This window comes from Parafannyhessea umbonata, assembly GCF_900111255.1.
In the GTDB taxonomy this organism is placed as follows: domain Bacteria; phylum Actinomycetota; class Coriobacteriia; order Coriobacteriales; family Atopobiaceae; genus Olsenella_J; species Olsenella_J umbonata_A.
Genome location: NZ_FOGP01000006.1, coordinates 12,493 through 38,850, shown reverse-complemented (window position 1 = coordinate 38,850; position 26,358 = coordinate 12,493). Strand labels below are relative to the sequence as shown.

Genomic DNA, 26,358 nt, shown 5'->3' with positions numbered 1-26,358 from the left:
GCCGCGCCCGCGCAAACGAAAGGTGGCACGTATGTCGAAAGAGAGCTCTGTCGCAGCCAGCCAGGAGACCTTCGCCATCCGCGGTGACATCGTCTGGTCGCGCCATGCGTCCAACCTCCAGTGGGCCAAGGACGGCTACCTGGTGGTGGTCGACGGCGTGTGCAAGGGCGTCTTCCAGGAGCTTCCGGCCGAGTACGAGGGAATCGATGTCCGCGACCGCACGGGCAGGCTCGTGATCCCCGGCATGACCGACATCCACGTCCACGCGCCCCAGTACGCCTTCCGTGGCCTGGGCATGGACCTCGAGCTGCTCGAGTGGCTCAACACCCACACCTTCCCCGAGGAGAAGAAGTACGCCGACCTCTCCTACGCCGACCGAGCGTACTCCATCTTCGCCGACGACATGCTGCACTCGCCCACCACGCGCGCGGTCGTCTTCGGCACCCTCCACGTCGAGCCCACCGAGCTCCTCATGGACAAGCTCGAGGCGACGGGCCTCAAGACCTTCGTCGGCAAGGTCAACATGGACCGCAACAGTCCCGACTACCTCTGCGAGAAGGACGCGCAGGCCTCGCTTACAGACACGGTTCGCTGGCTGGACGAGGTCGAGTCCAAGGGCTACGTCAACACCAAGCCCATCCTCACCCCGCGCTTCACGCCCACCTGCACCGACGAGCTGATGGAGGGGCTGGGCAGGCTCAAGCAGGAGAGGGGACTGCCGCTGCAGTCGCACCTCTCCGAGAACCTCTCCGAGATCGACTGGGTCCACGGGCTTGCCCCCTGGTCCAGCTGCTACGGTCAGACCTATGAGCACGCCGGCCAGATGGACGGCGAGGGCCACGTGGTCATGGCACACTGCAACTACTCGACCGACGAGGAGATCGCCATCATGAAGAAGCATGGCGTCTTCGTCGCGACCTGCCCGCAGTCCAACATGCAGCTTTCCTCGGGCATCGCGCCCATCCGCCGCTACCTGGTCGAGGGCATGAACGTCGGCCTGGGCACCGACGTCGCCGGCGGCGCCTCGCTCTCGATGTTCCGCGCGGTCGCGGACCTCGTTGGCTGCTCCAAGCTGCGCTGGCGCCTGGTCGACCAGAACCTCAAGCCCCTCTCCACCGCCGAGGCCTTCTACGTCGCGACGGTCGGCGGCGGCTCGTTCTTCGGCAAGGTCGGCTCCTTCGAAGAGGGCTACGAGGCCGACATCCTCGTGCTGGACGACTCCCAGATTCGCACCACGCTCGAGTGCGATCCCTCCGAGCGCGTCGAGAGGTACATGTACCTCGCCGAGGAGGGTGGTCGCATGGTCGAGAAGTACGTGGCGGGCAGGCTCGTCGTCCGTGACGACAGGCTTGTGGGCTCCAAGGTCCCGGCTGCGGTTCTGACCTCGGCGGCGGCCAACCCCACGGTCTCGAGCGCCAAGAGCGCCTAGACGTTGGCAAGACGTCCGGACTGATGTTCCGGACGGTGAAGTTCACAATCGAGGCGGCGTCCGTCCCAGTGAGGCGGGCGTCGCTTTTTTCTGTGTCTTGCCTGTGCTCGCGCGCCCCGTCAGGCGTGGTGCCCACATGTGCCGCTTTTTTTGGAACAAACGTAGGGATGCGTTGGACTTTTGCTTGTATAACGCCTGTTCAGGCCTACAAAAAGTTATCATTGGTTGATGCGGCCGCCCGTCCTATGGGTCCGCTCACCACAAAGCCCGCGCCATGCCCTGTGTCGCGGCTAACCTTTTTTTAGGCATAACAACCTTTTGTAGGAGAGGAGCGAGAGATGGAGAGCTATAAGGAGGTCGGTAGGTCCGTAAAGCGCGTCGACGCGTACGACAAGGTCACGGGCCGTGCGATGTTTACCGATGACCTCTGCCCCAAGCCCTGCCTGGTGGCAAAGATACTCCACTCCACCATTGGAAACGGCCGCGTCGTCTCGATCGACACCGACGAGGCGAAGAAGGTTCCCGGCGTCGTTGGTGTGTTCACCTGCTTCGACGTGCCCGACTTCGCCTATCCGGTCGCAGGCCACCCCTGGTATGCGGACTCCGCGGCGGCCAAGCGCGACATCGCCGACCGCAGGCTGCTGGACGACCGCGTGCGCATTTACGGAGACAACATCGCAGCCGTCGTGGCCGAGGACAACGTTGCTGCCGAGCGCGCGCTGCGCCTGATCCACGTCGAGTACGAGGAGTACCCCGTCGTCTACGACGCGCGCGAGTCCATGAAGGGCACCGAGGTGCCCGTCCAGGAGGGCAAGCCCGACAACGTCGTCGCGCACACCCTTGCCGTGACCCCAAAGGAGAAGCTCGGGGAGATGGGCTACGAGAGCGTCGAGGACGCACTTCTCGACCCCAAGTACCACCACTTCGCCATTAAGACCTTCACTGGTGAGCAGAGCCAGGCGCACATCGAGGTTTGTGTCTCGTACTGCTACGAGGAGGGCGGCAAGATCGTCTGCGTCTCGTCGACACAGATCCCGCACATCTGCCGTCGCATCATCGGCCAGGCCCTCGGCATTCCCTGGGGCAGCGTCCGCGTGATCAAGCCCTACATCGGCGGTGGATTCGGCACCAAGCAGGATATCCATTTCGAGCCGCTCAACGCATGGCTCTGCCATCAGGTGGGTGGTCGCTGCGTCAAGCTCGAGCTCTCGCGCGAGGAGTGCTTCTGGGACACCTCGGGGCGCCAGCCCAAGAACTTCGAGGTCGAGGCGAGCGTCGGTGACGACATGCGCCTGCACGCCCGCTCAATCAAGGGCTGGTCCAACACCGGTGGCTACATCCACCACGGCCATGCCCTGGTCCTCAACTCCGTGAACAGCTTCCGCTGGCTCTACCACACCTGCGAGGACGCGGTGCGCTGCGAGGCCTGGACCATCCACACCAACGGCCCGCACACGGGAGCCATGCGCGCCTACGGCGTGCCTGAGGGCGTCTGGACGGCCGAGTGCCTCATGGGCGACATCGCACATGACATGGGATGGGACGGCGTCGAGTTCCGCCTGAAGAATGCCATCGCCCCCGGCTACGTCGACGAGTTCAGCCCCTCGAACACGATCTCGTATCGCACCGACGGTCTGCGCGCCTGCGTCGAGCGCGGCAAGGAGATCATCGACTGGGACAACAAGCGCAGGGAGTACGCCAACCAGGCAGGCCCCATCCGCCACGGCGTCGGCGTCGCGTTCATGGTCTACAAGACGGCCGTCGCGCCCTTCGCCCTCGAGACCTCCAACGCCCAGATCACACTCAACCAGGACGGCACGTTCCAGCTCCAGATGGGTGCGACCGAGATCGGCCAGGGTGCCGACACGGTCTTCTGCCAAATGGCCGCCGAGGCCATCGGCGTGGACACCGAGGACATCCACATCGTGAGCTTCCAGGACACCGATGTCGCTCCGTATGACCCCGGCGCGTACGCTTCGCGCCAGACCTTCGTCTCGGGCACCGCGTGCAAGGACGCCGGCACCAAGATGCGCAAGCGCATCCTCGAGCTGGCCGAGCGCCTCTATCCCGACGCGCAGGGCGAGCTCGACCTGAGGAACCACGCCATCTACGACGGAGGGGACAACAGGCTCTGCGGCCTTGCGGATCTAGCTCTCGAGGCCTACTACAACATCCACAAGACCGATCAGCTCTCGACGCGCGGCCAGGCCACCGTCCACCAGAACGCAATTGCGACCGGCTGCACGTTCTGCGACCTGACGGTCGACATTCCCCTGGGCCAGGTCACGATCGACAAGATCGTCTCGATCCAGGACGACGGCAGACTCATCAACCCCAAGCTCGTCGAGCAGCAGATTCACGGTGGCATGGCGCAGGGCATCGGATTCGGCCTGTCTGAGGAACTTCTCGTCGACCCCAAGAGCGGCCGCGTGCGCAATGCGACCCTGCTCGACTACAAGATCCCAACGATGATGGACGTGCCCGACCTGATCGCCGAGAACGTCGAGACCCAGGACCCCATGGGCCCCTATGGCAACAAGGCGGTGGGCGAGACCCCCATCATCAGTCCCGCGCCTGCCATTCGCGACGCCATCCTGAACGCCACGGGAGTCAAGTTCTACGAGATGCCCATGACGCCCCAGCGTCTATTCGAGGGCTTCAAGAGGGAGGGACTTATCTGATGTACGACATCGAATCGCTCTACGAGGCAACGAGCGTCGAAGATGCCTGCCGCGCTCTTGCGGAGGACCCCCAGTCCATGGTCATCGCTGGTGGCACTGACGTGCTCGTCAAGTGCCGCGAGGGCAAGTTTGCCGGCGCGCACCTCGTCTCCATCCACGGCCTGAACGACGAGCTCGACGGCGTCAGCCTGGCCGCCGACGGAACCGTCGAGATTGGTCCCATCACCTGGTTCAACCACGTGACCACGAGCCCCGTCGCCCAGTCGACGGTACAGACGCTCTGCGATGCCTGCGACACGCCGGGTGGTCCCCAGCTTCGCGTCTCGGGAACCGTCGGCGGAAACATCTGCAACGCGGCCACCTCCGCCGACACGGCCTCCACGCTCTACGCCTACGGAGCCCTCCTGGACGTTCGCTCGGTGCGCGGCATGAGGACCATTCCCATCGAGGAGTGGTACACGGGCCCCGGCCGCTCGGTGCGCGAGCGCGACGAGGTGCTGGTGAAGATCCGCATCCCGCGCGACCACTACGAGGGGTGGACCGGTCACTACTTCAAGTACGGCAAGCGCCGCGCCCTCGAGATCGCCACGATGGGCTGCTGCTGCCTTGTCAAGCTCTCAGACGACAAGAAGTGCATCGACGACATCCGCCTTGCCTTCGGCGTCGCCGCCCCGACCCCCATTCGTGCGCGCAACGCCGAGGATGCCGTCCGCGGCCTCGCCGTCGAGGAAGCCGTCGAGAAGATTGGCAAACTCGCCCAGCAGGACACCAACCCGCGTGACTCCTGGCGTGCGTCCAAGGAGTTCCGTCTCCAGCTGATCAAGGAGATGTCGAAGCGCTCGCTGACCTACGCGGCTCGCAAGGGAGGAGCTGATATCTAATGGACATGAGGATTCTATCTTGCACACTCAACGGCAAGCCGGTTCAGGTTGGCTATGACCCGCGCGAGTCGCTGCTTGATACCCTTCGCGACCGGCTGCACATGACGAGCGTCAAGCGTGGCTGCGAGGTGGGCGAGTGCGGTGCCTGCACGGTCCTGATCGACGGCGTGGCAACCGACTCCTGCCTCTACCTGACCGACTGGGCCCAGGGCAAGGAGATCCTGACCGTCGAGGGCCTTCAGGCGGCCGACGGCACGCTCGACCCCATGCAGCAGGCGTTCGTGGACGAGTTTGCTGTCCAGTGCGGCTTCTGCATCCCGGGCATCATCATGAGCGCGGTCGAGATGGAGCGCTCCGGCAAGACCTACACGCGCGACGAGATCCGCAAGCAGCTGTCCGGCCACCTTTGCCGCTGCACCGGATACCAGAACATCGTCGACGCCGTGGAGAAGGCGGTCAACGTCCTGGACGGGAAGGTTGGCCAGGGAGTCGAGGAAAAGTAGCACTTGACGCCCTCGCCTCGAGTATCGAAGCGAGGGCGTTTTCTTTTGGATGCGCGGGACGTTAATGGGGTCGTGACCGCCAGCCTTGGTTCTTCTGCCAGATTGTTTTCTGTCTGGCGCGGTAGTACACGGTAATCACCGTGTGTAAGACGGGTTTGGCCGCTCCTAGTTAACTAGTATTGGTTGGAAAGTGGCCGTTTCCGTCGTTAGCCGTTCTTGTCGTTTGACGGGGGCGGCTATTTACGTGACTGATGGTTAGCGGGAACGACTTGCGCTCACCCGAATCGCTCGGTGGAAGTCCCGAGGTTACCCAAATCGCTTCGCGTAAGCTCTCGGTCACCCAAATCGGCTGGCGGAAGCTCTGACCTTCGCAAAAAAGGGCGAACGGTGTGTTTCCGGGGCCCACTTGCAGCGAAAAGGGCTCTGAAAACGCGAATCATCGCGTTCGGTGTGCCTCGCGAAGTTCTCTTTTCGCAAAACCGCAGGATTCGCGAATTGAGGCTGCGCAAATGGGACCTATCGGTGTGTTTCGCCCACACCGTTCGGCCCAATTTGCGAAAAAAGCGCCCCCGGCTGCAAATAATTGCCCAAACACACCGTTCTACGATTACTGCGAAAAGCGACGCGCACGACTACCTGCGGTGATACACCGAGCACCATAATTTGCGAGTCACGGGTCCCTGTAAATCGCCGCCGAAACACACCGATTGCGACGATTCGCGCACGCGCGTGCCGCGCTTGGGCTGTCTTGACCCTACCAGCTAATCTTGATTGTGCTGTTGTCGTGCGCGCCCTGGGCGGCGACCTCCTCGCCGGCCTGGACGTCGTAGCCCAGTCGGCGCAGCTTGCGAAGGAACGCGACGACCTTGGCGTTGTATTCGTTGAGCAGGCGCATCTCCTGGATGGGGGATATGAGCTCCTGCGGCCTTCCGTGGATGATGTCTGAAATGGCGTCCGCTACGGGCACGTTGCTGTTTGCCTTGAGATCGCTGTAGAACGAGTTGCCCTCGCCTGCTCCGTCGTCCTCCGCCGGGGCGAACTTCAGGTGGAGCGACGTCTTACCGTACTTTGCGTAGGTGCGGATCCGACTTGCCGTCTGTCCCTCGGCATTGCGGATGGCCCAGCGCAGGGCGCTTGCCGAGAGCGTGTCGGCCTCTGCCTGCGGCTTGCCCTTGGTCGCGGCTTCGGAAAGCCCGTGGGCCTCCTTCGCACTAATGAGCTCAGTCGTCGCCGGGGGTACCTTGTCCGGGTTTTGTTCCATGTCGAATTCCATTCTCTGATGCGCGCCTGCCTTGTTCCGTCATCGGAGTAGGATGTCTGACGTGCCTGGACCTGCTGTCTCTATGCCTAGATGATACCGCGAGCCGTCTTGTCCGCGCACCTTGGTGGCGTCTGGCCGCCTCCCGCCTGCGCAGGAATAGTGACCGTTTGCGGTGACCATGAAATGAGCAAACAGTAAGTTAGGCAAACAGAATATTATTCTGACATGTGAAGCGAATTCACGCATTCTGCTGGTGCCGGTTTTGCCTACCGGCGAGAGAGGAGCGTCGCATGGAGCCAAAGATCAAGTGGGTCATGAACAGCATGCCCAAGAACGAGGACGAGAACCTTCCCATCATGTCTCTCGAGAACGTCGCGAAGGCGCGCGCGTTCCACAAGAGCTTCCCCCAGTACGGCATCACGCCGCTGGCGGACCTCGAGGGCATGGGCGAGCGTCTCGGCCTGGGCGGCCTGTTCGTGAAGGACGAGTCATATCGCTTTGGCCTCAATGCCTTCAAGGTGCTCGGTGGCTCCTTCGCCATGGCGCGCTACATCGCGCAGCAGACCGGTAGGGACGTCAGCCAGATGACCTATGACTACCTGACGTCCGACCAGCTCAAGAAGGACTTCGGCCAGGCCACGTTCTTCACCGCGACCGACGGCAACCACGGCCGCGGCGTCGCCTGGGCTGCCAACAAGCTGGGCCAGAAGGCCGTCGTCCACATGCCCAAGGGCTCGACCAAGACCCGCTTCGACAACATCGCGAAGGAAGGCGCCGAGGTCACCATCGAGGAGCTCAACTACGACGACTGCGTGCGCCTTGCTGCAAAGGAGGCCGACGAGACGGAGCATGGCGTCATCGTCCAGGACACCGCCTGGGACGGCTACACCGAGATCCCCAGCTGGATCATGCAGGGCTACGGCACCATGGCCGCCGAGGCAGCTGAGCAGCTGCGCCAGCTCGAGGTCAACCGCCCGACCCACGTCTTCGTCCAGGCGGGCGTCGGCAGCCTTGCGAGTGCCGTGGTCGGCTTCTTCACCAACCTCTTCCCCTCGAACCCGCCCAAGTTCGTGATTATGGAGGCCGGCGCCGCTGACTGCCTGTATAAGGGTGCACTTGCCGGCGACGGCGACCCGCGCATCGTCGGGGGAGACCTCATCACCATCATGGCAGGGCTCGCCTGCGGAGAGCCTAACACCATCGGTTGGGACATCCTGCGCAACCACGCGACGGCGTTCCTGTCCTGCCCCGACTGGGTCTCTGCAAGGGGCATGCGCATGCTCGCGGTGCCCGTCAAGGGCGACCCCGCGGTCACGTCAGGCGAGTCCGGCGCGGTTGGCATGGGCGTGATCAGCACCATCATGTCCGACCCCGACTACGCGGAGCTGCGCGACGCGCTCGAGCTCGGCCGCGACTCCAAGGTCCTCATGTTCTCGACCGAGGGCGACACCGACCCCGTCCGCTATCGCGAGGTCGTCTGGGACGGTGCCTGGAAGAGCTCCGACGTCCAGGAGTAGTCGTCCGACGGCATTCCCCAAAACGTCGAGGAGGGGGGGTGCTGCATGGCGGTCTTCGCGACCGTTTTGGCGTACCTAACAAAGAGTCAGAAGGCGAGAAACTCACACCCCTTGCCCCGTGCCGCCGCCTGGGACCAATATGGTCTCGTGCGGCGGCATTTTGCTTGCATTTATGATGCTCAGAACATGAATTGTTACAAACCGTCCGCCCGTTTGCTACGACCGTTTGGCGCAAAAACAAAAAGTTAGGCAATATCGCTTGATTCGGCTATACATCATGCTTAAATGAATATGCCAAACAAAATGTTTGACTGAATCAAAAAAAGTTTAATTGATTCAGAGTCATGGCGGCATTGCCTGCCGCCGGTGTTGCGGACGGGAACAGGAGGACCCATGAAGGAGCTCGACTACGGCAAGATCAAGGAGGCCGCCAAGGCCTACAACGCGGACATGACCGCGTTCCTTCGCGCCATGATCTCCCACCCCAGCGAGTCTTGCGAGGAGGGCGAGGTCGTTGCCTGTATCAAGGCCGAGATGGAGAAGCTTGGCTTCGACGAGGTCAAGGTCGACGGCCTGGGCAACGTCATGGGCTTCATCGGCAAGGGCGAGAAGATCATCGCCATCGACTCCCACATCGACACCGTCGGCATCGGCAACCGCGATAACTGGGACTTCGATCCCTACGAGGGCTTCGAGGACGACCAGCTGATCGGCGGCCGCGGCGGCTCCGACCAGGAGGGCGGCCTCGCCTCCGCCACCTACGCTGCCAAGATTATGAAGGACATGGACCTCATCCCCGAGGGCTACAAGGTCATGGTCGTCGGCTCCGTCCAGGAAGAGGACTGCGACGGCATGTGCTGGCAGTACATCTATAACAAGGACGGCATCAAGCCCGAGTTCGTCATCTCCACCGAGCCCACCGACGGCGGCATCTACCGCGGCCACCGCGGCCGCATGGAGATTCGCGTCGACGTTCATGGCGTCTCCTGCCACGGCTCCGCTCCCGACCGCGGCGACAACGCCATCTACAAGATGGCCGACATCATCGCCGACGTCCGATCCCTCAACAACAACGGCTGCGACGAGTCCACCGAAGTCAAGGGCCTCGTCAAGATGCTCGACCCCAAGTACAACCCCGAGCACTTCGAGGACGCGCGCTTCCTGGGCCGCGGCACCTGCACCGTCAGTCAGGTGTTCTACACCAGCCCCAGTCGCTGCGCCGTCGCGGACTCCTGCGCCATCTCGATCGACCGCCGCATGACTGCCGGCGAGACCTACGAGTCCTGCCTCGAGGAGGTTCGCAACCTCCCCTCCGTCAAGAAGTACGGCGACGACGTCAAGGTCTCCATGTACATGTACGACCGTCCCAGCTGGACCGGCGAGGTCTACGAGACCGAGGCCTACTTCCCGACCTGGATCAACAAGGAGAGCGCTCCCCACGTCAAGGCCCTCGTCGACGCCCACAAGGCGCTCTTCGGCGACGAGCGCATCGGCTGCGAGAAGTCCATGGACAAGCGCGCCGGCCGCCCGCTCTGCGACAAGTGGACCTTCTCCACTAACTGCGTGTCCATCCAGGGACGCTACGGCATCCCCTGCGTCGGCTTCGGGCCTGGCGCCGAGTCCCAGGCGCATGCCCCCAACGAGGTGACCTACAAGCAGGACCTCAGCACCTGCGCCGCGCTCTACGTCGCAGCGCTGAACCTGTACGACCCCAGCGCCGCGACCGGCGACGCCACCGAGTTCCGTGCGACCCTCACGGGCAACGACATCAAGTAAACCAGCCTCGCGGCCGGCGCGTCGAGGGGCGTGCCGGCCGTGCGGTAAGAGAGGCAGACGCCGCGAGGCGCCTTCGAAAGGAAGGAATCCCATGGACTCCAAGTTCCAGAGCTATCTTGAGCAGCTCTCCAAGCTCGACTGCTCCAACATGTACAACAACGACTTCCTGCACACCTGGGACAAGACCACCGACGAGCTCCGCGCTCTCTACCTTGTCGCCGACGCCCTGCGCAACCTGCGCGAGCGCAACATCTCGACGCGCATCTTCGACTCCGGCCTCGCGGTCTCCAACTTCCGCGACAACTCGACGCGCACGCGCTTCAGCTTCGCCTCCGGCACCAACATGCTGGGCCTGCAGCAGCAGGACCTGGATGAGTCCAAGTCCCAGGTCGCACACGGCGAGACCGTCCGCGAGACCGCCACGATGATCAGCTTCATGGCCGACGTCATCGGCATCCGCGACGACAAGTTTATCGGCGAGGGCGACGCCTACATGAAGGAGGTCTCCGAGTCCGTCCAGGATTCCTATCGCGAGGGCATCCTCGACCACCGTCCCACGCTCGTCTCGCTGCAGTCTGACTCCGACCACCCCACGCAGTCCTCGGCCGACCTGCTCTACCTGATCAACGAGTTTGGCGGGCTTGACAACCTCAGGGGCAAGAAGGTCGCCGTCACCTGGGCCTACAGCCCCTCCTACGGCAAACCGCTGTCCTGCCCGCAGTCCCTTATCATGCTGCTCACCCGCTTCGGCATGGACGTCACCCTGGCCCACCCCGAGGGCTACGACCTGATGCCCGAGCTCGTCAAGCAGGCCGGGGAGTACGCCAAGGAGTCCGGCTCCACCTTCAAGAAGGTCAGCACGATGGAGGAGGCCTTCGAGGGCGCAGACATCGTCATTCCCAAGAGCTGGGCGCCGTATGCCGCCATGGAGAAGCGCACCAAGCTCTACGCCGCCGGCGACGCCGAGGGCATCGACAAGCTCGAGCAGGAGCTCCTTGCCCAGAACGCGACCCACATGGACTGGCACTGCACGCCCGAGCTCATGCAGAAGACCGCCAACGGCATGGACACCATCTACATGCACCCGCTGCCCGCCGACATCGAGGGCGTCTCCTGCGAGCACGGCGAGGTTGCGAGCGAGGTCTTCGACCACCATCGCGACGGCCTGTACAAGGAGGCCAGCTACAAGCCCTATGCCGTCGCCGCAATGATCTTCCTGCAGAAGGCGAAGGACCCCGTCGCCATGCTCAAGTCGCTCGAGGAGCGCGGGACCAGCCGCTGGCTCGAGGCGTAATATCCTAGTTACGCGACGCTGTTGCGGCCGTGCGCCCCCGCGGTGCACGGCCTTGGCGTCTGGAAGCCGCGAGCGAGGGAGAGACCTTGAGGCCCACCATCAGCCCCTACATCACGACGGACGAGAAGGACAAGGTCTTCGGGCCCGGGCCCGCGACGCTCCTGAGGCTGGTGGAGCGGACGGGGAGTCTTCTTTCCGCGGCCAAGGCGATGGGCATGAGCTACTCCAAGGCGACCCATCTCGTGAAGCACGCCGAGGAGCGGCTCGGGGTCACCCTCACGATGCGCAGTGCCGGCGGCGAGGGGGGCGGAGGCTCCGTCCTCACCCGGGAGTGCCAAGACCTTCTCGACCGCTACGAGCTCTGGTCCGCCTCGGTGAGGGAGACGACCGATGACCTGTTTGGCGCGGCCTTCGCAGGTACGGGGAAGACTCCCCGGCTCGGCTGCGTGGTCATGGCGTCGGGCCTGGGAACCCGCTTTGGTGGGCAGAAGCTCCTGAGCGACCTGGGCGGCAGGCCCGTGCTCGAGCGCACGCTCGCCTCGATCCCGAGGGACCTGTTCGACGTGATCGTGGTGACGGGGTCGTCCGACGTGATCGGCCTCTGCGAGCGGCTGGGCGTCAAGTGCCGCATTAATCCCGGGCGGCTCCAGAGCGACAGCGTCAGGGTCGGGATCGAGGCGGCGGGTAAGGCCCTGGGCTGCATGTTCGCTCAGGGCGACCAGCCACTGGTGCGCCCCGAGAGCATGCGTGCCCTGGCGTTCGAGTTCGCCCGTGATCCCCACCGTATCGTCCGCCTGGCCTTTGGCGACCAGGCCGCGAGTCCGGTGATTTTTCCCGCATGGCTCTTCGGGAGCCTGGCGTCGCTCGTGGGGGACGTGGGCGGTCTCGAGCTGCTTCGTCGCAGTCCCGACCTGTCCGGCCTGGTCAGTCTCGTCCAGGCGCAAGACGCCAGCGAGCTCGAGGACATCGACACGAGGGAGGACTCCTGCCGCCTGGAGCAGATCCTCTCTCTGCGGGAGGGCTAGCTGGTCTGTCCCTCGGCACGCAGCGGCCAAGACACATCGACTTTCAACGGAGATGATGGCTATGTCAGTAAAGGCGGAGGGCGAGGGAGCCCCGACCAAGGTCCTGCGGGGCGGAAGCCTCGTCACGCCGGACGGCGTGGTTCGCGGCGACCTCGTCATCGAGGGCGACAAGATCGCTTCGGTCGTTCCCGGGGGACTCGCCGAGCTGCCCGAGGGCGTGCAGACCTTCGACGTCGAGGGCTGCTGGGTCTTTCCGGGCTTCATCGACGCCCACACGCACATGCAGTGCTGGACTGGCATGGACTGGACGGCCGACAGCTTCGAGACCGGCACGCGCGCGGCTGTCTGCGGCGGCACGACCACGATCGTGGACTATGCCACGCAGGACAAGGGCATGACGCTGCGCGAGGCCCTCGACGAGTGGCACCGCCGCGCCGACGGCACCTGCACCGCGAACTACGCGTTCCACATGGCCATCGCCGACTGGAACGAGCACACCCGCGAGGAGGTTGCCGACATGCGTAGTGCCGGCATCACCTCGTTCAAGTCCTACTTCGCCTACGATCACCTGCGCCTGGACGATGCCCAGACCATGGAGCTGCTCGAGGCCATCAAGCCCTTCGACGGAATCCTCTGTGTGCACTGCGAGAACGGAACGCTCGTCAACGAGCTGCAGCGGCGCATGGTCCAGGCCGGCATCACCGGGCCCGAGGGACACGCGCTCTCGCGTCCCGCCGAGGCCGAGGCCGAGGCCATCAGCCGCCTCATGTACCTTGCCGAGCTCACGGGCGCCCGCGTGAACGTGGTGCACTGCTCCACCAGGCTCGGCCTCGAGCAGGTGCGCGCCGCTCGCAGGAGGGGCGTCCGCGTCATGCTGGAGACCTGTCCGCAGTACCTGCTGCTGGACGACAGTCGCTACCTCGAGAAGGGCGAGGACGGCTTTGCCGGGGCAAAGTACGTCATGAGCCCGCCCCTGCGCAAGCCCGACGACGTTGCCGCGCTGCGCGAGGCCGTGCTGGCCGGTGAGGTCGACCAGATCTCGACCGACCACTGCTCGTTCAACCTCCACGGCCAGAAGGACCGCGGTCGCGACGACTTCACGCACATCCCCAACGGCGGGCCCGGCGTCGAGCACCGTCCCGCCCTGATCATGACGACCTTCGAGGGCAGGCTGGGGGCCATGGACTTCCTGCGCCTGCTGAGCGAGGGCCAGGCCAAGGTGTTCGGCATGTACCCGCAGAAGGGCGCGCTTGCGGCGGGCTCCGACGCGGACGTCTGCGTGTGGGACCCCGGCCAGCGCTGGACCATCAGCCAGGCCAACCAGCACCAGGCCGTTGACTACACCACCTACGAGGGCTTCGACGTGCACGGACGTGCGCGCCTGGTCTTCGTGAACGGCGTGCTTGCCGCCCAAGACGGCGATCCGACGGGCGTCCAGCCCGGACGCTACGTTGCCCGCAGGGCGTAGCACGCCCATCCACAACGTGGCCGCCCGTGCGGCCGAAGAGAGAAGAAGGAGTTCGAGCATGAGCAAGAAGGCAATCGTCACCGACAAGGCACCCGCAGCGGTCGGACCTTACTCTGCGGCGGTCGAGTCCGCAGGCTCCATCAACGTCTCGGGCCAGCTGCCCGTCGATCCCACGACCGGCGAGTTTGCCGGCGACGACATCAAGAGCCAGACGCGCCAGAGCCTCACCAACGTCAAGAACATCCTCGAGGCTGCCGGCTCCTCCATGGCCGACGTCGTCGAGACCACCGTCCTTCTGACCGACATCAACGAGTTCGGCCCGATGAACGAGGTCTACGCCGAGTTCTTCGAGGAGCCCTACCCCGCCCGCGCCGCCTTCCAGGTCGTCGCGCTCCCCAAGGGCGCCAAGGTCGAGATCAAGGCCGTCGCTCGCCGCTAGGGGCCTTGCCGTGCCGGCTTCCGCGTGCTTGTATTGGAGACCTGTGAATTATGGGCGTCTGGCTGCCTCGTCGCCAGGCCAGGGAGGAGCGGGTCCATGCGTTTTGGAAAGGTCGGCGCGGTAATTGCCGCAGCGAGCAAGCGGGACGCGGAGCCCCTGTTCAAGCTCGGGTCCATCACCAACGTCCGCCGCATCATCCTGACGCTGCAGCAAGCCGGCGTCTTTCCCATCGTGATCGTGACGGGTGCCGAGGAGCTCGAGGTCATCCATCAGGTAGCCTCGCTGGGCGTCATCTTCCTGCGCAACGAGGAGTGCGAGCGTCCCGAGCTCTTCTCGTCGGTGCGCCTTGGCCTGGGGTATCTGCGGGACAAGTGCGAGCAGGTGGTCTTCACGCCGGTCAACGCGCCGTTGTTCTCGGCGCAGGCGCTGCGCACGCTGCTGGACGCCAACGCGGAGGTGGCCGTTCCGACCTTCGAGGGTCGTGGCGGCCACCCCATCGTCGTGAGCTCGCAGTCCATTTCCAAGATCCTCGCCTACAACGGGGGAGAAGGGCTTAGGGGTGCCATCGGCGCCTCGGGCCTCGACCGCGTCAGGGTGCCGGTGGATGACGCCGGCGTGCTGTTGAGCGTGCACGACGAGGAGCAGCTGCAGGCCCAGCTGCGCACGCATAACGCGTCGCTGCTTGCTCCCTCCGTGCAGGTGAGCGTCGGCAAGGAGACGCCCTTCATGAACTCGCGCCTCAAGCTCCTGCTCTTCCTGATCGAGGACCTTCACTCCGTCCGCCAGGCCTGCCTGCGCTGCGGGCTTTCGCCCCAGAAGGCCTGGGACATGGTGAACAAGCTCGAGGACGAGGTCGGCTTCGACGTTGTCGTACGCCGCCACGGCGGCAGCCGCGGCGGAAAGACGACCCTCACCGAGCAGGGCCTGGGCCTTGCCTATGCGTTTCAAAGGTACGAGGAGGAGATCCACGGCTTCGCGCAGCGGCGCTTCGACGAGCTGTTCGGCGACGCCGTCTTTGCGCGTGCCCCTGAAGGGCCGTCCGGCCAATAGCGACGGACGCGCGACTCGCGGTCGCAGACGGCGACGAGCTGCAGGCACTAACGAGCAACGGATCTCAACGCCGCCCCGCATCTTGCGGGGCGGTTTTTATGCCGCGCTCACGGGCGGCGTGTCTATCTCGGCGTCCAGGCGCCCTCGCACGCCGCTCGGCATGTACTTCTCACAAAGTATTTGAGAGCAAAACAAATGGTTAGCAAAATTGAATTAGGCGTTATCCATTAGTTCAAATAACGCTAATACGCCGGGCGTATGCCAATGTGGTGCGCTGTGGTCCCGTGCGTGTGGGGACTACCTCCGCCGCTCTGGCGTGCCCTTGCGAGGCGCTCCGGATCAGCTGCGAGGGGAGGGAATCATGAGGGGACGCATCAGTGGCCTCGTGCTTGCCGCGGGCCTCTCGTCGCGCATGGGGAGCTACAAGCCGCTCATGCCGCTGCGCGGGAGGACCGTGATCGAGAACACGGTTGACTCTCTGCTGGAGGGCGGCGCGTCCGACGTCGTCGTGGTGCTTGGCTTTCGCGGTGCGGAGGTCGAGAGGCTTCTGAGGAGGCGCTACTCCGACTCCGAGCTGCGTCTGGTCTACAACCGCGAATTCGCCACGACGGACATGCTCCACTCCATCAAGCTGGGGCTCGCGAGCCTGCCCGACTGCGAGGCTTTCTTTCTGCTGCCGGGCGACATGCCCGTCGTGGACAGACAGACGTTCTTCTTGCTGCGCTGCGCGATGCCCTGGGACCGCCCCGCGATCGTCTTTCCGACGCTTGGGGGCTACCGCAAGCATCCGCCCCTGATCGACGCGCGCTTCGTGGCGGCCATCAGGGACTACGCGGGTCCGGATGGACTGCGCGGGTTCTGGCGTCTGCACGAGGACGCGGTCGTTACGGTGCCCGTCGACGACCGGGGCTGTTGGTGCGATCTGGACACCTTTGAGCAATACAGGGACTGCGTACGGCTCTACCAATAGGAACGAAGGAGGGACCTGAGTTGCATAACATTTCACGTTCGGTCACGAAGAAGGACCACGAGCCCAAGATGTCGGGGCGCTCCGTGTACGTCGGCGACGTCGACATGCACGGCTGCCTGTTCGGAAAGCTTCTTCGCTCGAAGTACGCCCGCGCCAAGGTGCTGGGCGTGAGGCTGCCCGAGCTTCCCGAGGGCTACACGTACGTCGACCGTACGGACGTGCCGGGCGACAACAACGTCAACATCGTCATGGACGACACGCCGGTCTTCGCGCGCGAGACGGTCGAGTACGTCGGCGAGCCCATCGGCATGGTCTGCGGCCCTGACGAGGGCGTCTGCCAGGACATCGTCGACCGCATCGAGGTCGACTACGAGGAGCTCGAGCCGATGCTGGATCTGAGGAAGGCTGACGAGGTCTTCTTCAACTACGAGTACGGCAAGGGCGACCTCGACGCCGCATTCGCCGGGGCCGACAAGGTCTACGACGAGGAGTTCCAGACCGGCTACCAGGAGCAGGCCTACTTGGAGACGCAGGGCATGATGGCCGTTCCCGAGGAGGGCGGCCGCATGTTCGTGCACGGCTCCATGCAGTGCGCCTACTACGTGCACGGTGCCGTCATGCGCGTCCTGAACTGTGGGCCTGCCGACGTCCACATCCACCAGGATGTCACCGGCGGTGGCTTCGGCGGCAAGGAGGCCTTCCCCTCCATCCTGGCATGCCAGGTGGCCGTTGCAGCCCACAAGTGCCAGAAGCCCGTCCGCGTAGTCTTCAGCCGTCGCGAGGATCTCGAGTTCACCTCCAAGCGCCACCCGTCGCTGTGCCACTACAAGGCGGCCGTAAAGGACGGCAAGGTCACGGCCATGGACATCGACGTCAAGTTCAACGGCGGCGCCTACACGACGCTGTCTGCCGTCGTCCTGCAGCGCGGCATCATCTGCGCAAACGGCGTCTACAACGTCCCCAACCTCCACGTGCACGGCCGCGCGCTCAAGACCAACACGACGCCGACCGGCGCCTACCGCGGCTTCGGCGCGCCGCAGACCTACTTCGCGGTCGAGATGCTGATGGACCACATCGCCCGCGACCTCGGCGTGGACAGCATCGAGTTCAAGCGCCAGAACCTCGTCAAGAAGGGCGACGCCACCTCGACGTCTGGCCTGTACCACTTCGACGTGCCCCTGCCCGAGATGCTCGCCGAGGTCGACCAGGCAAGCGACCTGCTGCGCAAGCACAAGGAGTACAGCAAGCCCCAGACCGGGCGTTTCCGTCGCGGCATCGGCTTCTCGTGGCACTTCCACGGTGCTGGTTTCACCGGCTCGGGCGAGCGCGACATGATCAAGGCCGTCGCGCGCCTGCACAAGTACAAGGACGGCACGGTCGAGGTCCTCGCCTCCAACGGTGAGATCGGCCAGGGCCTGCGCACCACCTTCCCCAAGATCGTCGCGCACGAGCTCAACCTTCCCCTCGAGAAGGTCTTCTACGACCACCCGGACACCTCCCGCGTGCCCGACTCCGGCCCGACCGTCGCGTCCAGGTCCCTCATGGTCGTCGGCGAGCTCCTGCGCCGCGCCGCCATCAAGCTGCGCAACGAGTGGGAGGACGGGAAGGACCAGATCGTTGAGGAGCGCTTCAAGGAGCCCGACTTCATGATTCCGTTCTACCTCGACAAGTTCCAGGGCGATGCCTACCCGGACTACGCATGGGGCGCGCAGGCCATCGAGGTCGAGGTCGACACACTCACCGGCCAGGCCAAGATTCTGGGCGCCTACGCTTCCTTCGACGTCGGAACCCCGATTGACTACAACATCGTCATGGGCCAGATGGAGGGCGGCTTCCTGCAGGGCATCGGCTATGCGTCGATCGAGCACATGAACTACGACGACAAGGGCCGCATCCGCAACAACACGTTCTCGGACTACCTGATCCCGACCACCGTCGACGTGCCGAACCTCAACGTGCAGCTGCACGTCCGCGAGTTCCCCGATGGGCCCTACGGCGCCAAGGGCGCCGGCGAGGTGCCCCTGGTCGGAGCGCCGGGCGCCTACGTCGAGGCGATCGAGCAGGCTCTGGGCGGCAAGGTGAGCCTCGAGCACGCGCCGTTCACCGCCGAGGACACCATCAAGGCTCTTGCTGAGGAGGATGCGTAAATGAGCGATATTTCTTTCACCCTGAACGGCAGGCCCGTCTCGTACGGCGGCTCTGCCACGGACCGTCTGCTGGACGTGCTCCGCGACACGTTTGACTGCAAATCCGTCAAGTGCGGCTGCAAGGAGGGCGAGTGTGGCGCGTGCTCCGTCCTCATGGACGGCAAGCTGATCAACTCCTGCTGCGTCGCCATGGGCGCGACCCAGGGCAGCGACATCGTCACGCTCGAGGGCTTTCGCACAACCGAGCGCTACAAGGTGCTCGACAAGGTGTTCGCACAGTTCTCGGCCGTCCAGTGCGGCTTCTGCACCCCGGGCATGGTCATGGCGGCCGAATCGGTTCTCGCGCAGAACCCGCATCCCACCGAGGACGAGGTTCGCGAGGGCATGTCGGGCAACCTGTGCCGCTGCACGGGCTATAACGCCATCGTCAACGCAGTGCTGGCCGCTGCAAAGGAGGGCAACGGACTATGGTAAACGGATTCTATCCCCAGAACCTGGACGAGGCACTCGACCTGCTCAGCAAGCACGACGTCGTCCCCTACGCTGGTGGTACCGACCTCATGGTGCAGGACAAGCCCAACCAGACCTACCTGTTCGTTGGCAAGCTTCCCGAGCTTCGCAACATCAGCGAGGATGACGAGTACGTGCGCATCGGTGCTGCCGTCACCTTCACGGAGGCGCTCGCGAGCCCGCTGGTTCCCCAGTTCATGAAGGAGGCCGTCTCGCGCATCGCGGCTCCGGCCATCCGCAACGCTGGAACCTTCGGCGGGAACCTGGGCAACGGCTCGGCCAAGGCCGACTCCGTCCTGGTCGAGTACGCGACGGGCGCCAAGATTTGCGTGGCCAGCGTGCGTGGCGAGCGCGTCATACCCGTCGAACGGTTCTACAAGGGCCGCAAGGAGCTCGACCTCGCCCCTGACGAGCTCATCCTCGAGGTCCTGCTGCCCAAGCTGGGCATCGACGACTACTACTACCACAAGGTGGGCGGGCGCCAGGCCCTGGCGATCTCTCGTGTCTCCTTTGGTGGTCTGCTGAGCGTCGAGGATGGCGTCATCACGCGCTTCACCTGCGCATTCGGTGCGGTCTCTGGGACGGTTCTGCGCTATCCCGACCTCGAGGCGCAGCTTGTGGGCAGGACCGTCGAGGAGGCAAGGGGTGCAAGTGAGAAGGTCATCGCGTCCTATGCCGAGCGCATGCAGCTCACCCGCGGCCGCGTCAGCGCCGAGTATCGCAAGGACGTCTGCCTGAACCTTCTGGGCGACTTCCTGGCCAGCAAGGGCATCTAGGCCGGAGCACCCCTGAGCAAGCGTACTTCGGGGACGCTCCGGAAGGGGCGTCCCTCTTCATCCCGAAGGAGTTAACTCATGCACACGTTGTTCGTTAACGGTAAGGAATACAGCTGCGAGGAGGACAAGCAACTGCTGAGCTTCCTGCGCGAGGACCTGGGCCTGACGGCGGCAAAGGACGGCTGCAGCGAGGGCGTCTGCGGCACGTGCACGGTGCTGGTGGACGGCAAGAAGACCAAGGCCTGCACCGCGAGGCTCAGCAGGCTCGAGGGCAAGCACGTCGTTACCGTCGAGGGCATACCCGCCGACGAGATGCGCGTCTACGAGCACTGCTTTGCCGAGGCGGGCGCCGTCCAGTGTGGCTTCTGCATCCCCGGCATGATCATCTCGGCCAAGAGCCTGCTCGACGTCGACCTCAACCCGACGCGCGAGGACGTCAAGAAGGCCATCCGCGGCAACCTCTGCCGCTGCACCGGCTATGCCAAGATCGAGAACGCCATCCTCATGGCGGCCGAGTTCTTCCGCGAGCACAAGGAGATTCCGCCCGCGCCCAAGACGCTCGAGATGGACCAGCACGCCAAGCGCATCGACGCCGTGAGCAAGGTCAACGGCACCGGCAAGTTCGTCGACGACCTGCGTCCCGAGGGCATGGTCTTTGCAAAGTGCGTTTTCTCGAAGTACCCGCGCGCACGTATCGAGAGGGTCGACGTGAGCCGCGCCGAGGCGCACCCTGACTGCCTACGCGTGCTGACCAAGAAGGACGTTCCCTGCAACGTCATCGGCCACATCAAGCAGGACTGGGACGTCATGATGGGCGAGGGCGACGTCACCAAGTACGTCGGCAACGTCATCGCCGTCGTCGCGTCCGAGAACAAGGACGCCCTCGATGAGCTCGTCAAGCTGGTCGAGGTTGACTACACCGAGCTTCCCGCCGTCACCAACCCCTTTGACGCACTCCGCGGCGACGCCCCGATGATCCACGAGGACGGCAACGTGATGAGCCGCGCGAGCCTCAAGCGCGGCAATGCCGACGAGGCCATCCGCAACTCCAAGTACGTCGTCACGCGCAAGTACAAGACGGGATGGCAGGAGCACGGCTTCATGGAACCGGAGAGCTGCCTTGCCATGCCCGAGGGCGACGGGCTTCTTATCTATTCGACCTGCCAGTCCATCTACGACGTGCGTCGCGAGTGCGCCAAGATGCTGCAGCTCGACCCCAAGAAGGTCCACTGCCACCAGCCGCTGGTCGGTGGCGGCTTCGGCGGTAAGGAGGACATGTCGGTCCAGCCCTACGCAGCGCTCATGGCCTGGGTGCTCAAGCGCCCGGTCAAGGTGAAGTACACGCGCCAGGAGTCGCTCGACTACCACGTCAAGCGCCATCCCATGGAGATGGAGTTCACCACCGCGTGTGACGAGAACGGCAAGCTCACCGCCATGAAGGGCGTCATCATTGCCGATACGGGCGCCTATGCGTCTCTGGGCGGCCCCGTCCTCGAGCGCGCCTGCACCCATGCGGCCGGCCCCTACAACTACCAGAATCTCGACATCTTTGGTATGTCGGTCTACACCAACAACGTGGTGTCCGGAGCCTTCCGCGGCTTCGGGGCGGCGCAGAGCTGCTTCGCGACCGAGATGAACATCAACCTCCTCGCCGAGATGGTGGGCATCGACCCGTGGGAGATCCGCCGCCGCAACTGCATCAAGCCGGGCGACCGCCTGCCCAACGGCCAGATCGCAGAGCCCGACACCAACTTCGAGGCGACGCTCGACGCCGTGCGCGACGAGTACTACGCGAACCCCTGCGTCGGCATCGCCTGCGGCTTCAAGAACTCAGGCACGGGCATGGGCAAGATGGACATCGGCCGCGTGCTGCTCAGCGTCGAGCAGGGCAAGATCCACATCCGCACCTCCGCGGCATGCATGGGGCAGGGCATCGGCCAGATGGTGCTGACCGAGATCTGCCACGTCACGCACCTCGACCCGGCACTGTTCGTCTACGAGGACCCCGACACCATCCGCACGCCCGACTCGGGCACCTCGACCGCCTCGCGTCAGACCGTCGTCACCGGCGAGGCCGCGCGTCGCGTGGGCGAGAAGCTCAAGTGCGCGCTCGAGGGCGGGAAGACCGTGGCCGACCTCGAGGGACAGGAGTTCTTCGGCGAGTACTCCGCGAAGACCGACCCCCTGGGCGCAATCAAGGACAACCCCATCAGCCACGTGAGCTACTCCTATGGAACCCAGCTGATCATCCTCGACGAGGAGACGCGCCGCATCAAGAAGGCGGTCTCGGCCTTCGATGTCGGCACGCCCGTCAACGTCCAGTCCGTCGAGGGGCAGATCGAGGGCGGCATGGTCATGGGCATCGGCTACGGCGTGACCGAGAAGTTCGAGTGCGTGGACGGCCTGCCGAAGAGCAAGTTCGGCACCATCGGCTTCATTCGCGCGACTGACGCGCCGGAGCTCGAGGTCATCCTGTGCAAGCCGGACAAGAAGGACAGGCTGCCGTTCTCGCTGGGCGCCAAGGGCTGCGGCGAGCTGTGCATGATTCCCACGGCACCGGCCTGCGCGGGCGCGTACTATCGCCTTGACGGCGAGTTCCGCCAGAGCCTGCCGATAGCCCACACGCCGTATCGCAAGAACTAGCGCCATCAGCCCCGGCCTGCCCGGTGTCCGGCGGATCGGAAGAACGAACGAGCGCGGGGCCCGCGGTGACGTCGCGGGGCCCGCCGGAACAATGGAGGATAGCGTGAGAGCTGACCGCTATGCCGAGGCTGCCGCGTGGCTCGCGCGGCAGCAGACGGGCGCCCGGCCCCTCGTTGCGTCCGACGAGGCGCTCCCGAGCGGCCTTCTGGCGCGCAGCGAGAGCGGCGTCCTTGCGGGGCGCCTTGCGGCAGTCGACGGCTGCCATGGAGAGGTCGACCACCGCGACGTGTTCCTCTTGGCCCGTGCACCGCAAAAGGAGCTCGAGGCGGCGTTCGGTCGCTGCCGCTACCTGGCATGCGATGCTGGCGACCTCGAAAGGATCGACGAGCTCGCGGGGCCGCGCCTTGCGCGGGGCCATCTGGAGAACGTCGCCCTGCGCGTTCGCACGGGCTTCTCGCCCGAGGGCGCCGAGGGCTTCGACGGAACGGATGGCGAGGGCCTTGCACGCCTGGTGCGCCAGTCGCGAAATCTCGCCGTGCGCGGCATGTTCCTGCCGCTTGACCCCGCGGATGACCTCTGCGCGCAGGTGCGTGACGCCTTCAGCCTGGTCAAGAAGCTTCGCTCGGACCTGCCCTGCATGCTGCACGCCTTCTGCCTCGAGGGGGTCCTAGAGCCGCTCGCCGCGGGCGACCCCGAGCTGCTCAAGGCGGTGCGCATGGTCGCCTCGCTCAACGACACCTCGCTCTATGCGCACTTCTTCGTCTCGTAGGCGGCTGCGCTAGAGGCGCTCCAGTCGTCTGTGCAGAATCGACCCGGCGTACAGGGGCGTCTGGTCCCCGAGCGCGCGCAGCTCCGCGGCAAGCTCGCGGGCCAGCGTGGCGCGCTCGCCGTGCGCGTCGTCCACTTGGTTGACGACGATGACGTCGGCCCGTGCCCTTCCGACCGCGCGCTCCGCCGCCAGGGCGCGGGCGACTCGCTGCGGAGTGGCCATGTCCTTCTCGCCACAGTGGGCGAGCGCGCAGAACGGTCCCGCGCGGTGCACGACCTCACCCGCCGGCCTTCCGAGTCCCGAGGCCCCCAGGATCAGGATCGTCCTTTGGCTTCCGTCGGGAACGACGGGCTCGTGGTCCGCGTGCGCCTTGAGGGGGAGGCGTCTTGACCCGTCCGCCTCCACCAAGACGTGGTCGGCCAGTCCTGCGATCGTCTGGAGGGGGAGGCCGGGGGCGGCGAGCTTGGTGACGCCCCCGAATGCCTCGCTGGTGGGAGAGCCCACGCAGACGGCGCCCCGTGCGGCCAACGCGTGCCGGAGCGCCTCCTCGCTGGGGTCGAGCAGGAGCTCGATGCCCGCGATGGGGAGCATGCGGGTCGTCGTGGTGAGGACGCGGCTTCCGGAGAGCTCTTGCACAAGCACCTGGAGCAGCGTCGACTTGCCGCCCGCTCCGATGACCGAGGTGATGCCGCGTCCGACCCCGAGCGCATCGCAAATCTGCATGTCGCCGACCCTCCTCCGTCGATGTGTCTCCGGGCAGTCCCCGCTGGCCGAGCCCTGCGGGCTGTCCGCGCGCGAGACCCCCTTTGGGAGCTGGAATAGTTATACAATGGCGCACCGAATCCGCGGACTGTTATCGGTGACAGGCAGCCGGTGGCGAGGGTCGGGGTGCCATGCCGCGTCCGACTGGCTGCCGGTGGGAAAAACGTACTGGCCGACTCCTGCGGAACGATCGCAGCGCTTGAGATGTCGTCCCCTTAACGATGGTCCTTGCCTAGAATGTGATCACATAGCCGTTTCCAAGGCCGCCACCGCGTCTGCGCGACGTGGCGGCACCTGTCTGTTGGGGGAGAAGGACATCACATGCTGATCGTGATTCGTGGCGCGGGCGATCTGGCCTCTGGCATCGCCGTGCGCCTCCACAGTGCCGGGGCCGACATCGTCATGACCGACGTCGCGGAGCCCACCTCCGTCAGGCGCACCGTGTGCTTCAGCGAGGCCGTGCGCCTGGGCGAGGCCACGGTCGAGGGCGTCCGGGGCGTGCTCTGCCGCGGCGCGGACGAGGCCCTTCGCGTGGCTCGTGGGGATGCAAATGGCAAGAAGGACATCGCCGTGCTTGTCGACCCCGAGGGTTCCTGCATTTCACGGCTCCGTCCCGAGGTCGTGGTCGACGCCATTCTCGCCAAGGTCAACCTGGGCACCACCAAGGACATGGCACCCATCGTCATCGGCGTGGGCCCGGGCTTCCATGCGGGGACGAGCTCCAGCGCCGACTGCGACGCGGTTGTCGAGACCAAGCGCGGCCATTACCTGGGTCGCGTGATTCTGGACGGCTCGGCCATCCCCAACACCGGAGTCCCCGGCAACATTGGCGGCTTCTCGACCGAGCGCGTGCTGCGCGCGCCCGCCGACGGCCTGTTCGAGCCCGTCGCAAAGATCGGCGACGTGGTCAAGAAGGGCGACCTTGTCGCCACGGTCGCCGGAGAGCCGCTCTACGCGACCATCGACGGCGTGCTGCGCGGCCTCTTGCAGAGGGGCTGCCACGTTACGAAGAACATGAAGTCCGGCGACATCGACCCGCGCGGCAAGGTGGGCCACTGCTTCACCGTCTCGGACAAGGCCCACTCCATCGGCGGCGGCGTGCTCGAGGCCATCCTGCGCTTCTCGCGGCGCCTCGAGGGCGATGCCGACGTCGCACGTTCCCGCTAGCCTGCGACGAACCGTGGCGTGCCGATGGCGGCCGCGACACCAATAGAGAGGATTCACATGCTTACCGACTCCCACGAGACCATGCGCGACCGTGCCTTCGTCACCCGCCTTCTGGGCGAGCTCGAGGCGGGCCGTCGCTTTGCCCTGGCAACCATCCTGGCGACGCACGGCTCGATGCCGCGCGGCGCGAGCGCCCGCATGGCGCTGATCGAGGACGGCAGCTGGCTGGGCACCGTTGGCGGCGGGCAGATCGAGCTCATGGCGCAGGAGCGCTGCCGCCGCGTGCTGGCCGGGGAGGAGCCCGATTCCCTCGAGTGGATGACGCACGCCAAGACGGACATGGCCTGCGGTGGCGACGCCCTGGTGGGAATCTCTTGCTGGGACGCCGGACGAGAAGGGCTCCTGCGCCGTCTGGCGGACGTCCTGGGCAGCGAGGGCACCGCATGGCTGCTCGAGCGTTGGCCTGTCGGCGACGTCACGTCCGGACCCGTCGTGGGTACGCCCGAGGTCATGCTTGCGGGCGATTCGTGCCCGGCGGACGGTGCCGCCGATGACTTCGGGTCCCTGCTGGGCGAGGACGTCGCCTGGGACGAGGCGGGCCATCGCTTTGCCGAGCCGGTCGGGGCAGATCCCGTCTGCTACGTCTTCGGCGGCGGCCACGTGGGCCGCGCACTCACGCCCGTGCTCGCGAGCGTGGGCTTTCGCGTCGTCATCCTGGACGACCGCGCCGGCGTCGCGGTTCCGAAGGACTTCCCGCATGCCGAGAAGGTCATACACGCCGACCTCAGGCGCATCGCGGACTACGTCGATATCCACTCGCGCGACTACGCGGTCGTGACCACGCACGGCCACGCCTGGGACATCGACGTCCTCGAGCAGCTTGCTCCCATCCGGCCTGCCTACGTCGGCTGCATCGGCAGCCGGCGGAAGGCGGGGCTCGCCCGCAAGACGCTTGCCGAGCGCGGCGTGTCGAAGGAGTGGCTCGACTCGGTCCACCTTCCCATTGGTGATGACATCCTGGCCGTCACGCCTCCCGAGATTGCCATCTCCATTGCGGCTGAGATGATTCGCGCCCGCGCCGAGCTGCGTCCCGTCAGGCCGCACCAGGCCTCGCACGCCGCCTGCTAGCCGCGTGGTCATATCGTTCCAATACGAGGCCGCGACTTCGTTACCAAGTTTTTACCGTTTGCCGAACTCTGGCACGCAAATTTGTTAGTCTGCCAAAAAAATTGTCAGAGCACGTTATATTCTGCATTACGCAACGCCCCCGATGACTCGACCCGACAGGGG

General features: G+C 65.2%; 21 protein-coding genes. 19 read left to right on the top strand and 2 right to left on the bottom strand.

All coding sequences use genetic code 11. From position 1 onward, the window contains the following. Positions 1 to 31: 31 nt before the first annotated feature. The 4 genes from BMY31_RS07625 to xdhC all read left to right on the top strand — a co-directional run bounded on the left by BMY31_RS07625 (position 32) and on the right by xdhC (position 5,494). Positions 32 to 1,429 (top strand): amidohydrolase family protein, encoded by a 1,398-nt coding sequence (locus BMY31_RS07625; RefSeq protein ID WP_091009515.1) that lies wholly within the window; start codon positions 32 to 34, stop codon positions 1,427 to 1,429. A gap of 338 nt (positions 1,430 to 1,767) precedes the next feature. After that, on the top strand, positions 1,768 to 4,110 hold the full coding sequence (gene xdhA / locus BMY31_RS07620) for a xanthine dehydrogenase subunit XdhA (protein ID WP_078687100.1): 2,343 nt from the start codon (positions 1,768 to 1,770) through the stop codon (positions 4,108 to 4,110). Beyond that, on the top strand, positions 4,110 to 4,991 hold the full coding sequence (gene xdhB / locus BMY31_RS07615; protein WP_091009511.1) for a xanthine dehydrogenase subunit XdhB: 882 nt from the start codon (positions 4,110 to 4,112) through the stop codon (positions 4,989 to 4,991). The genes xdhA and xdhB overlap by 1 nt, the downstream gene beginning before the upstream one ends. Next, the gene (gene xdhC / locus BMY31_RS07610; protein WP_078687098.1) at positions 4,991 to 5,494 is read left to right on the top strand and encodes a xanthine dehydrogenase subunit XdhC; all 504 of its coding nucleotides are present in this window, start codon (positions 4,991 to 4,993) and stop codon (positions 5,492 to 5,494) included. Before xdhB ends, xdhC begins: the two co-directional genes overlap by 1 nt. A gap of 754 nt (positions 5,495 to 6,248) precedes the next feature. Here the strand turns inward: xdhC and BMY31_RS07605 are convergent. Continuing rightward, complete coding sequence (locus BMY31_RS07605) at positions 6,249 to 6,755, bottom strand: hypothetical protein (RefSeq protein WP_078687097.1); 507 nt, start codon at positions 6,753 to 6,755, stop codon at positions 6,249 to 6,251. A gap of 290 nt (positions 6,756 to 7,045) precedes the next feature. Here BMY31_RS07605 and dpaL point away from each other — a divergent pair, with 290 nt between their 5' ends. The 13 genes from dpaL to BMY31_RS07540 all read left to right on the top strand — a co-directional run bounded on the left by dpaL (position 7,046) and on the right by BMY31_RS07540 (position 23,139). Further along, positions 7,046 to 8,272, top strand: a complete 1,227-nt coding sequence (gene dpaL, locus BMY31_RS07600; protein WP_078687096.1) for a diaminopropionate ammonia-lyase — start codon at positions 7,046 to 7,048, stop codon at positions 8,270 to 8,272. 393 nt (positions 8,273 to 8,665) lie between these two features. Beyond that, the gene (locus tag BMY31_RS07595; RefSeq protein WP_078687095.1) at positions 8,666 to 10,048 is read left to right on the top strand and encodes a YgeY family selenium metabolism-linked hydrolase; all 1,383 of its coding nucleotides are present in this window, start codon (positions 8,666 to 8,668) and stop codon (positions 10,046 to 10,048) included. 91 nt (positions 10,049 to 10,139) lie between these two features. Further along, on the top strand, positions 10,140 to 11,342 hold the full coding sequence (gene ygeW, locus BMY31_RS07590; RefSeq protein ID WP_078687094.1) for a knotted carbamoyltransferase YgeW: 1,203 nt from the start codon (positions 10,140 to 10,142) through the stop codon (positions 11,340 to 11,342). Between the two features lie 86 nt (positions 11,343 to 11,428). Beyond that, positions 11,429 to 12,367, top strand: a complete 939-nt coding sequence (locus BMY31_RS07585) for an NTP transferase domain-containing protein (RefSeq protein ID WP_091009508.1) — start codon at positions 11,429 to 11,431, stop codon at positions 12,365 to 12,367. Positions 12,368 to 12,428: 61 nt separating this feature from the next. After that, a complete protein-coding gene (gene hydA, locus BMY31_RS07580; RefSeq protein ID WP_091009507.1) occupies positions 12,429 to 13,835 on the top strand; it encodes a dihydropyrimidinase in 1,407 nt (468 codons plus the stop codon). Between the two features lie 58 nt (positions 13,836 to 13,893). Continuing rightward, complete coding sequence (locus tag BMY31_RS07575; protein WP_078687091.1) at positions 13,894 to 14,274, top strand: RidA family protein; 381 nt, start codon at positions 13,894 to 13,896, stop codon at positions 14,272 to 14,274. Between the two features lie 96 nt (positions 14,275 to 14,370). Next, on the top strand, positions 14,371 to 15,324 hold the full coding sequence (locus BMY31_RS07570; RefSeq protein ID WP_091009505.1) for an NTP transferase domain-containing protein: 954 nt from the start codon (positions 14,371 to 14,373) through the stop codon (positions 15,322 to 15,324). Positions 15,325 to 15,685: 361 nt separating this feature from the next. Next, positions 15,686 to 16,294: a nucleotidyltransferase family protein gene (locus BMY31_RS07565; protein ID WP_078687089.1), complete on the top strand. Its 609-nt coding sequence runs from the start codon at positions 15,686 to 15,688 to the stop codon at positions 16,292 to 16,294. Between the two features lie 20 nt (positions 16,295 to 16,314). Further along, positions 16,315 to 18,441, top strand: a complete 2,127-nt coding sequence (locus tag BMY31_RS07560; RefSeq protein WP_090991431.1) for a xanthine dehydrogenase family protein molybdopterin-binding subunit — start codon at positions 16,315 to 16,317, stop codon at positions 18,439 to 18,441. Continuing rightward, complete coding sequence (locus tag BMY31_RS07555; RefSeq protein ID WP_078687088.1) at positions 18,442 to 18,915, top strand: (2Fe-2S)-binding protein; 474 nt, start codon at positions 18,442 to 18,444, stop codon at positions 18,913 to 18,915. Next, on the top strand, positions 18,909 to 19,727 hold the full coding sequence (locus tag BMY31_RS07550; RefSeq protein ID WP_091009502.1) for an FAD binding domain-containing protein: 819 nt from the start codon (positions 18,909 to 18,911) through the stop codon (positions 19,725 to 19,727). The genes BMY31_RS07555 and BMY31_RS07550 overlap by 7 nt, the downstream gene beginning before the upstream one ends. 78 nt (positions 19,728 to 19,805) lie before the next feature. Beyond that, positions 19,806 to 22,370 carry a selenium-dependent xanthine dehydrogenase gene (xdh, locus tag BMY31_RS07545; protein ID WP_091009500.1) on the top strand — a complete coding sequence of 855 codons (2,565 nt, stop codon included), beginning with the start codon at positions 19,806 to 19,808 and terminating at the stop codon, positions 22,368 to 22,370. 103 nt (positions 22,371 to 22,473) lie between these two features. Then, positions 22,474 to 23,139, top strand: a complete 666-nt coding sequence (locus BMY31_RS07540; RefSeq protein WP_091009497.1) for a hypothetical protein — start codon at positions 22,474 to 22,476, stop codon at positions 23,137 to 23,139. A 9-nt stretch (positions 23,140 to 23,148) separates the two neighbouring features. On the opposite strand, the gene yqeC is transcribed toward BMY31_RS07540, so the two are convergent. Further along, the gene (gene yqeC, locus BMY31_RS07535; RefSeq protein ID WP_091009494.1) at positions 23,149 to 23,862 is read right to left on the bottom strand and encodes a selenium cofactor biosynthesis protein YqeC; all 714 of its coding nucleotides are present in this window, start codon (positions 23,860 to 23,862) and stop codon (positions 23,149 to 23,151) included. Positions 23,863 to 24,222: 360 nt separating this feature from the next. Between yqeC and yqeB the strand changes: the two genes are divergently transcribed. Continuing rightward, positions 24,223 to 25,068, top strand: a complete 846-nt coding sequence (yqeB, locus tag BMY31_RS07530) for a selenium-dependent molybdenum cofactor biosynthesis protein YqeB (RefSeq protein WP_078687083.1) — start codon at positions 24,223 to 24,225, stop codon at positions 25,066 to 25,068. Positions 25,069 to 25,125: 57 nt separating this feature from the next. Next, on the top strand, positions 25,126 to 26,196 hold the full coding sequence (locus BMY31_RS07525; RefSeq protein WP_091009491.1) for an XdhC family protein: 1,071 nt from the start codon (positions 25,126 to 25,128) through the stop codon (positions 26,194 to 26,196). The last annotated feature ends 162 nt before the right edge of the window (positions 26,197 to 26,358 follow it).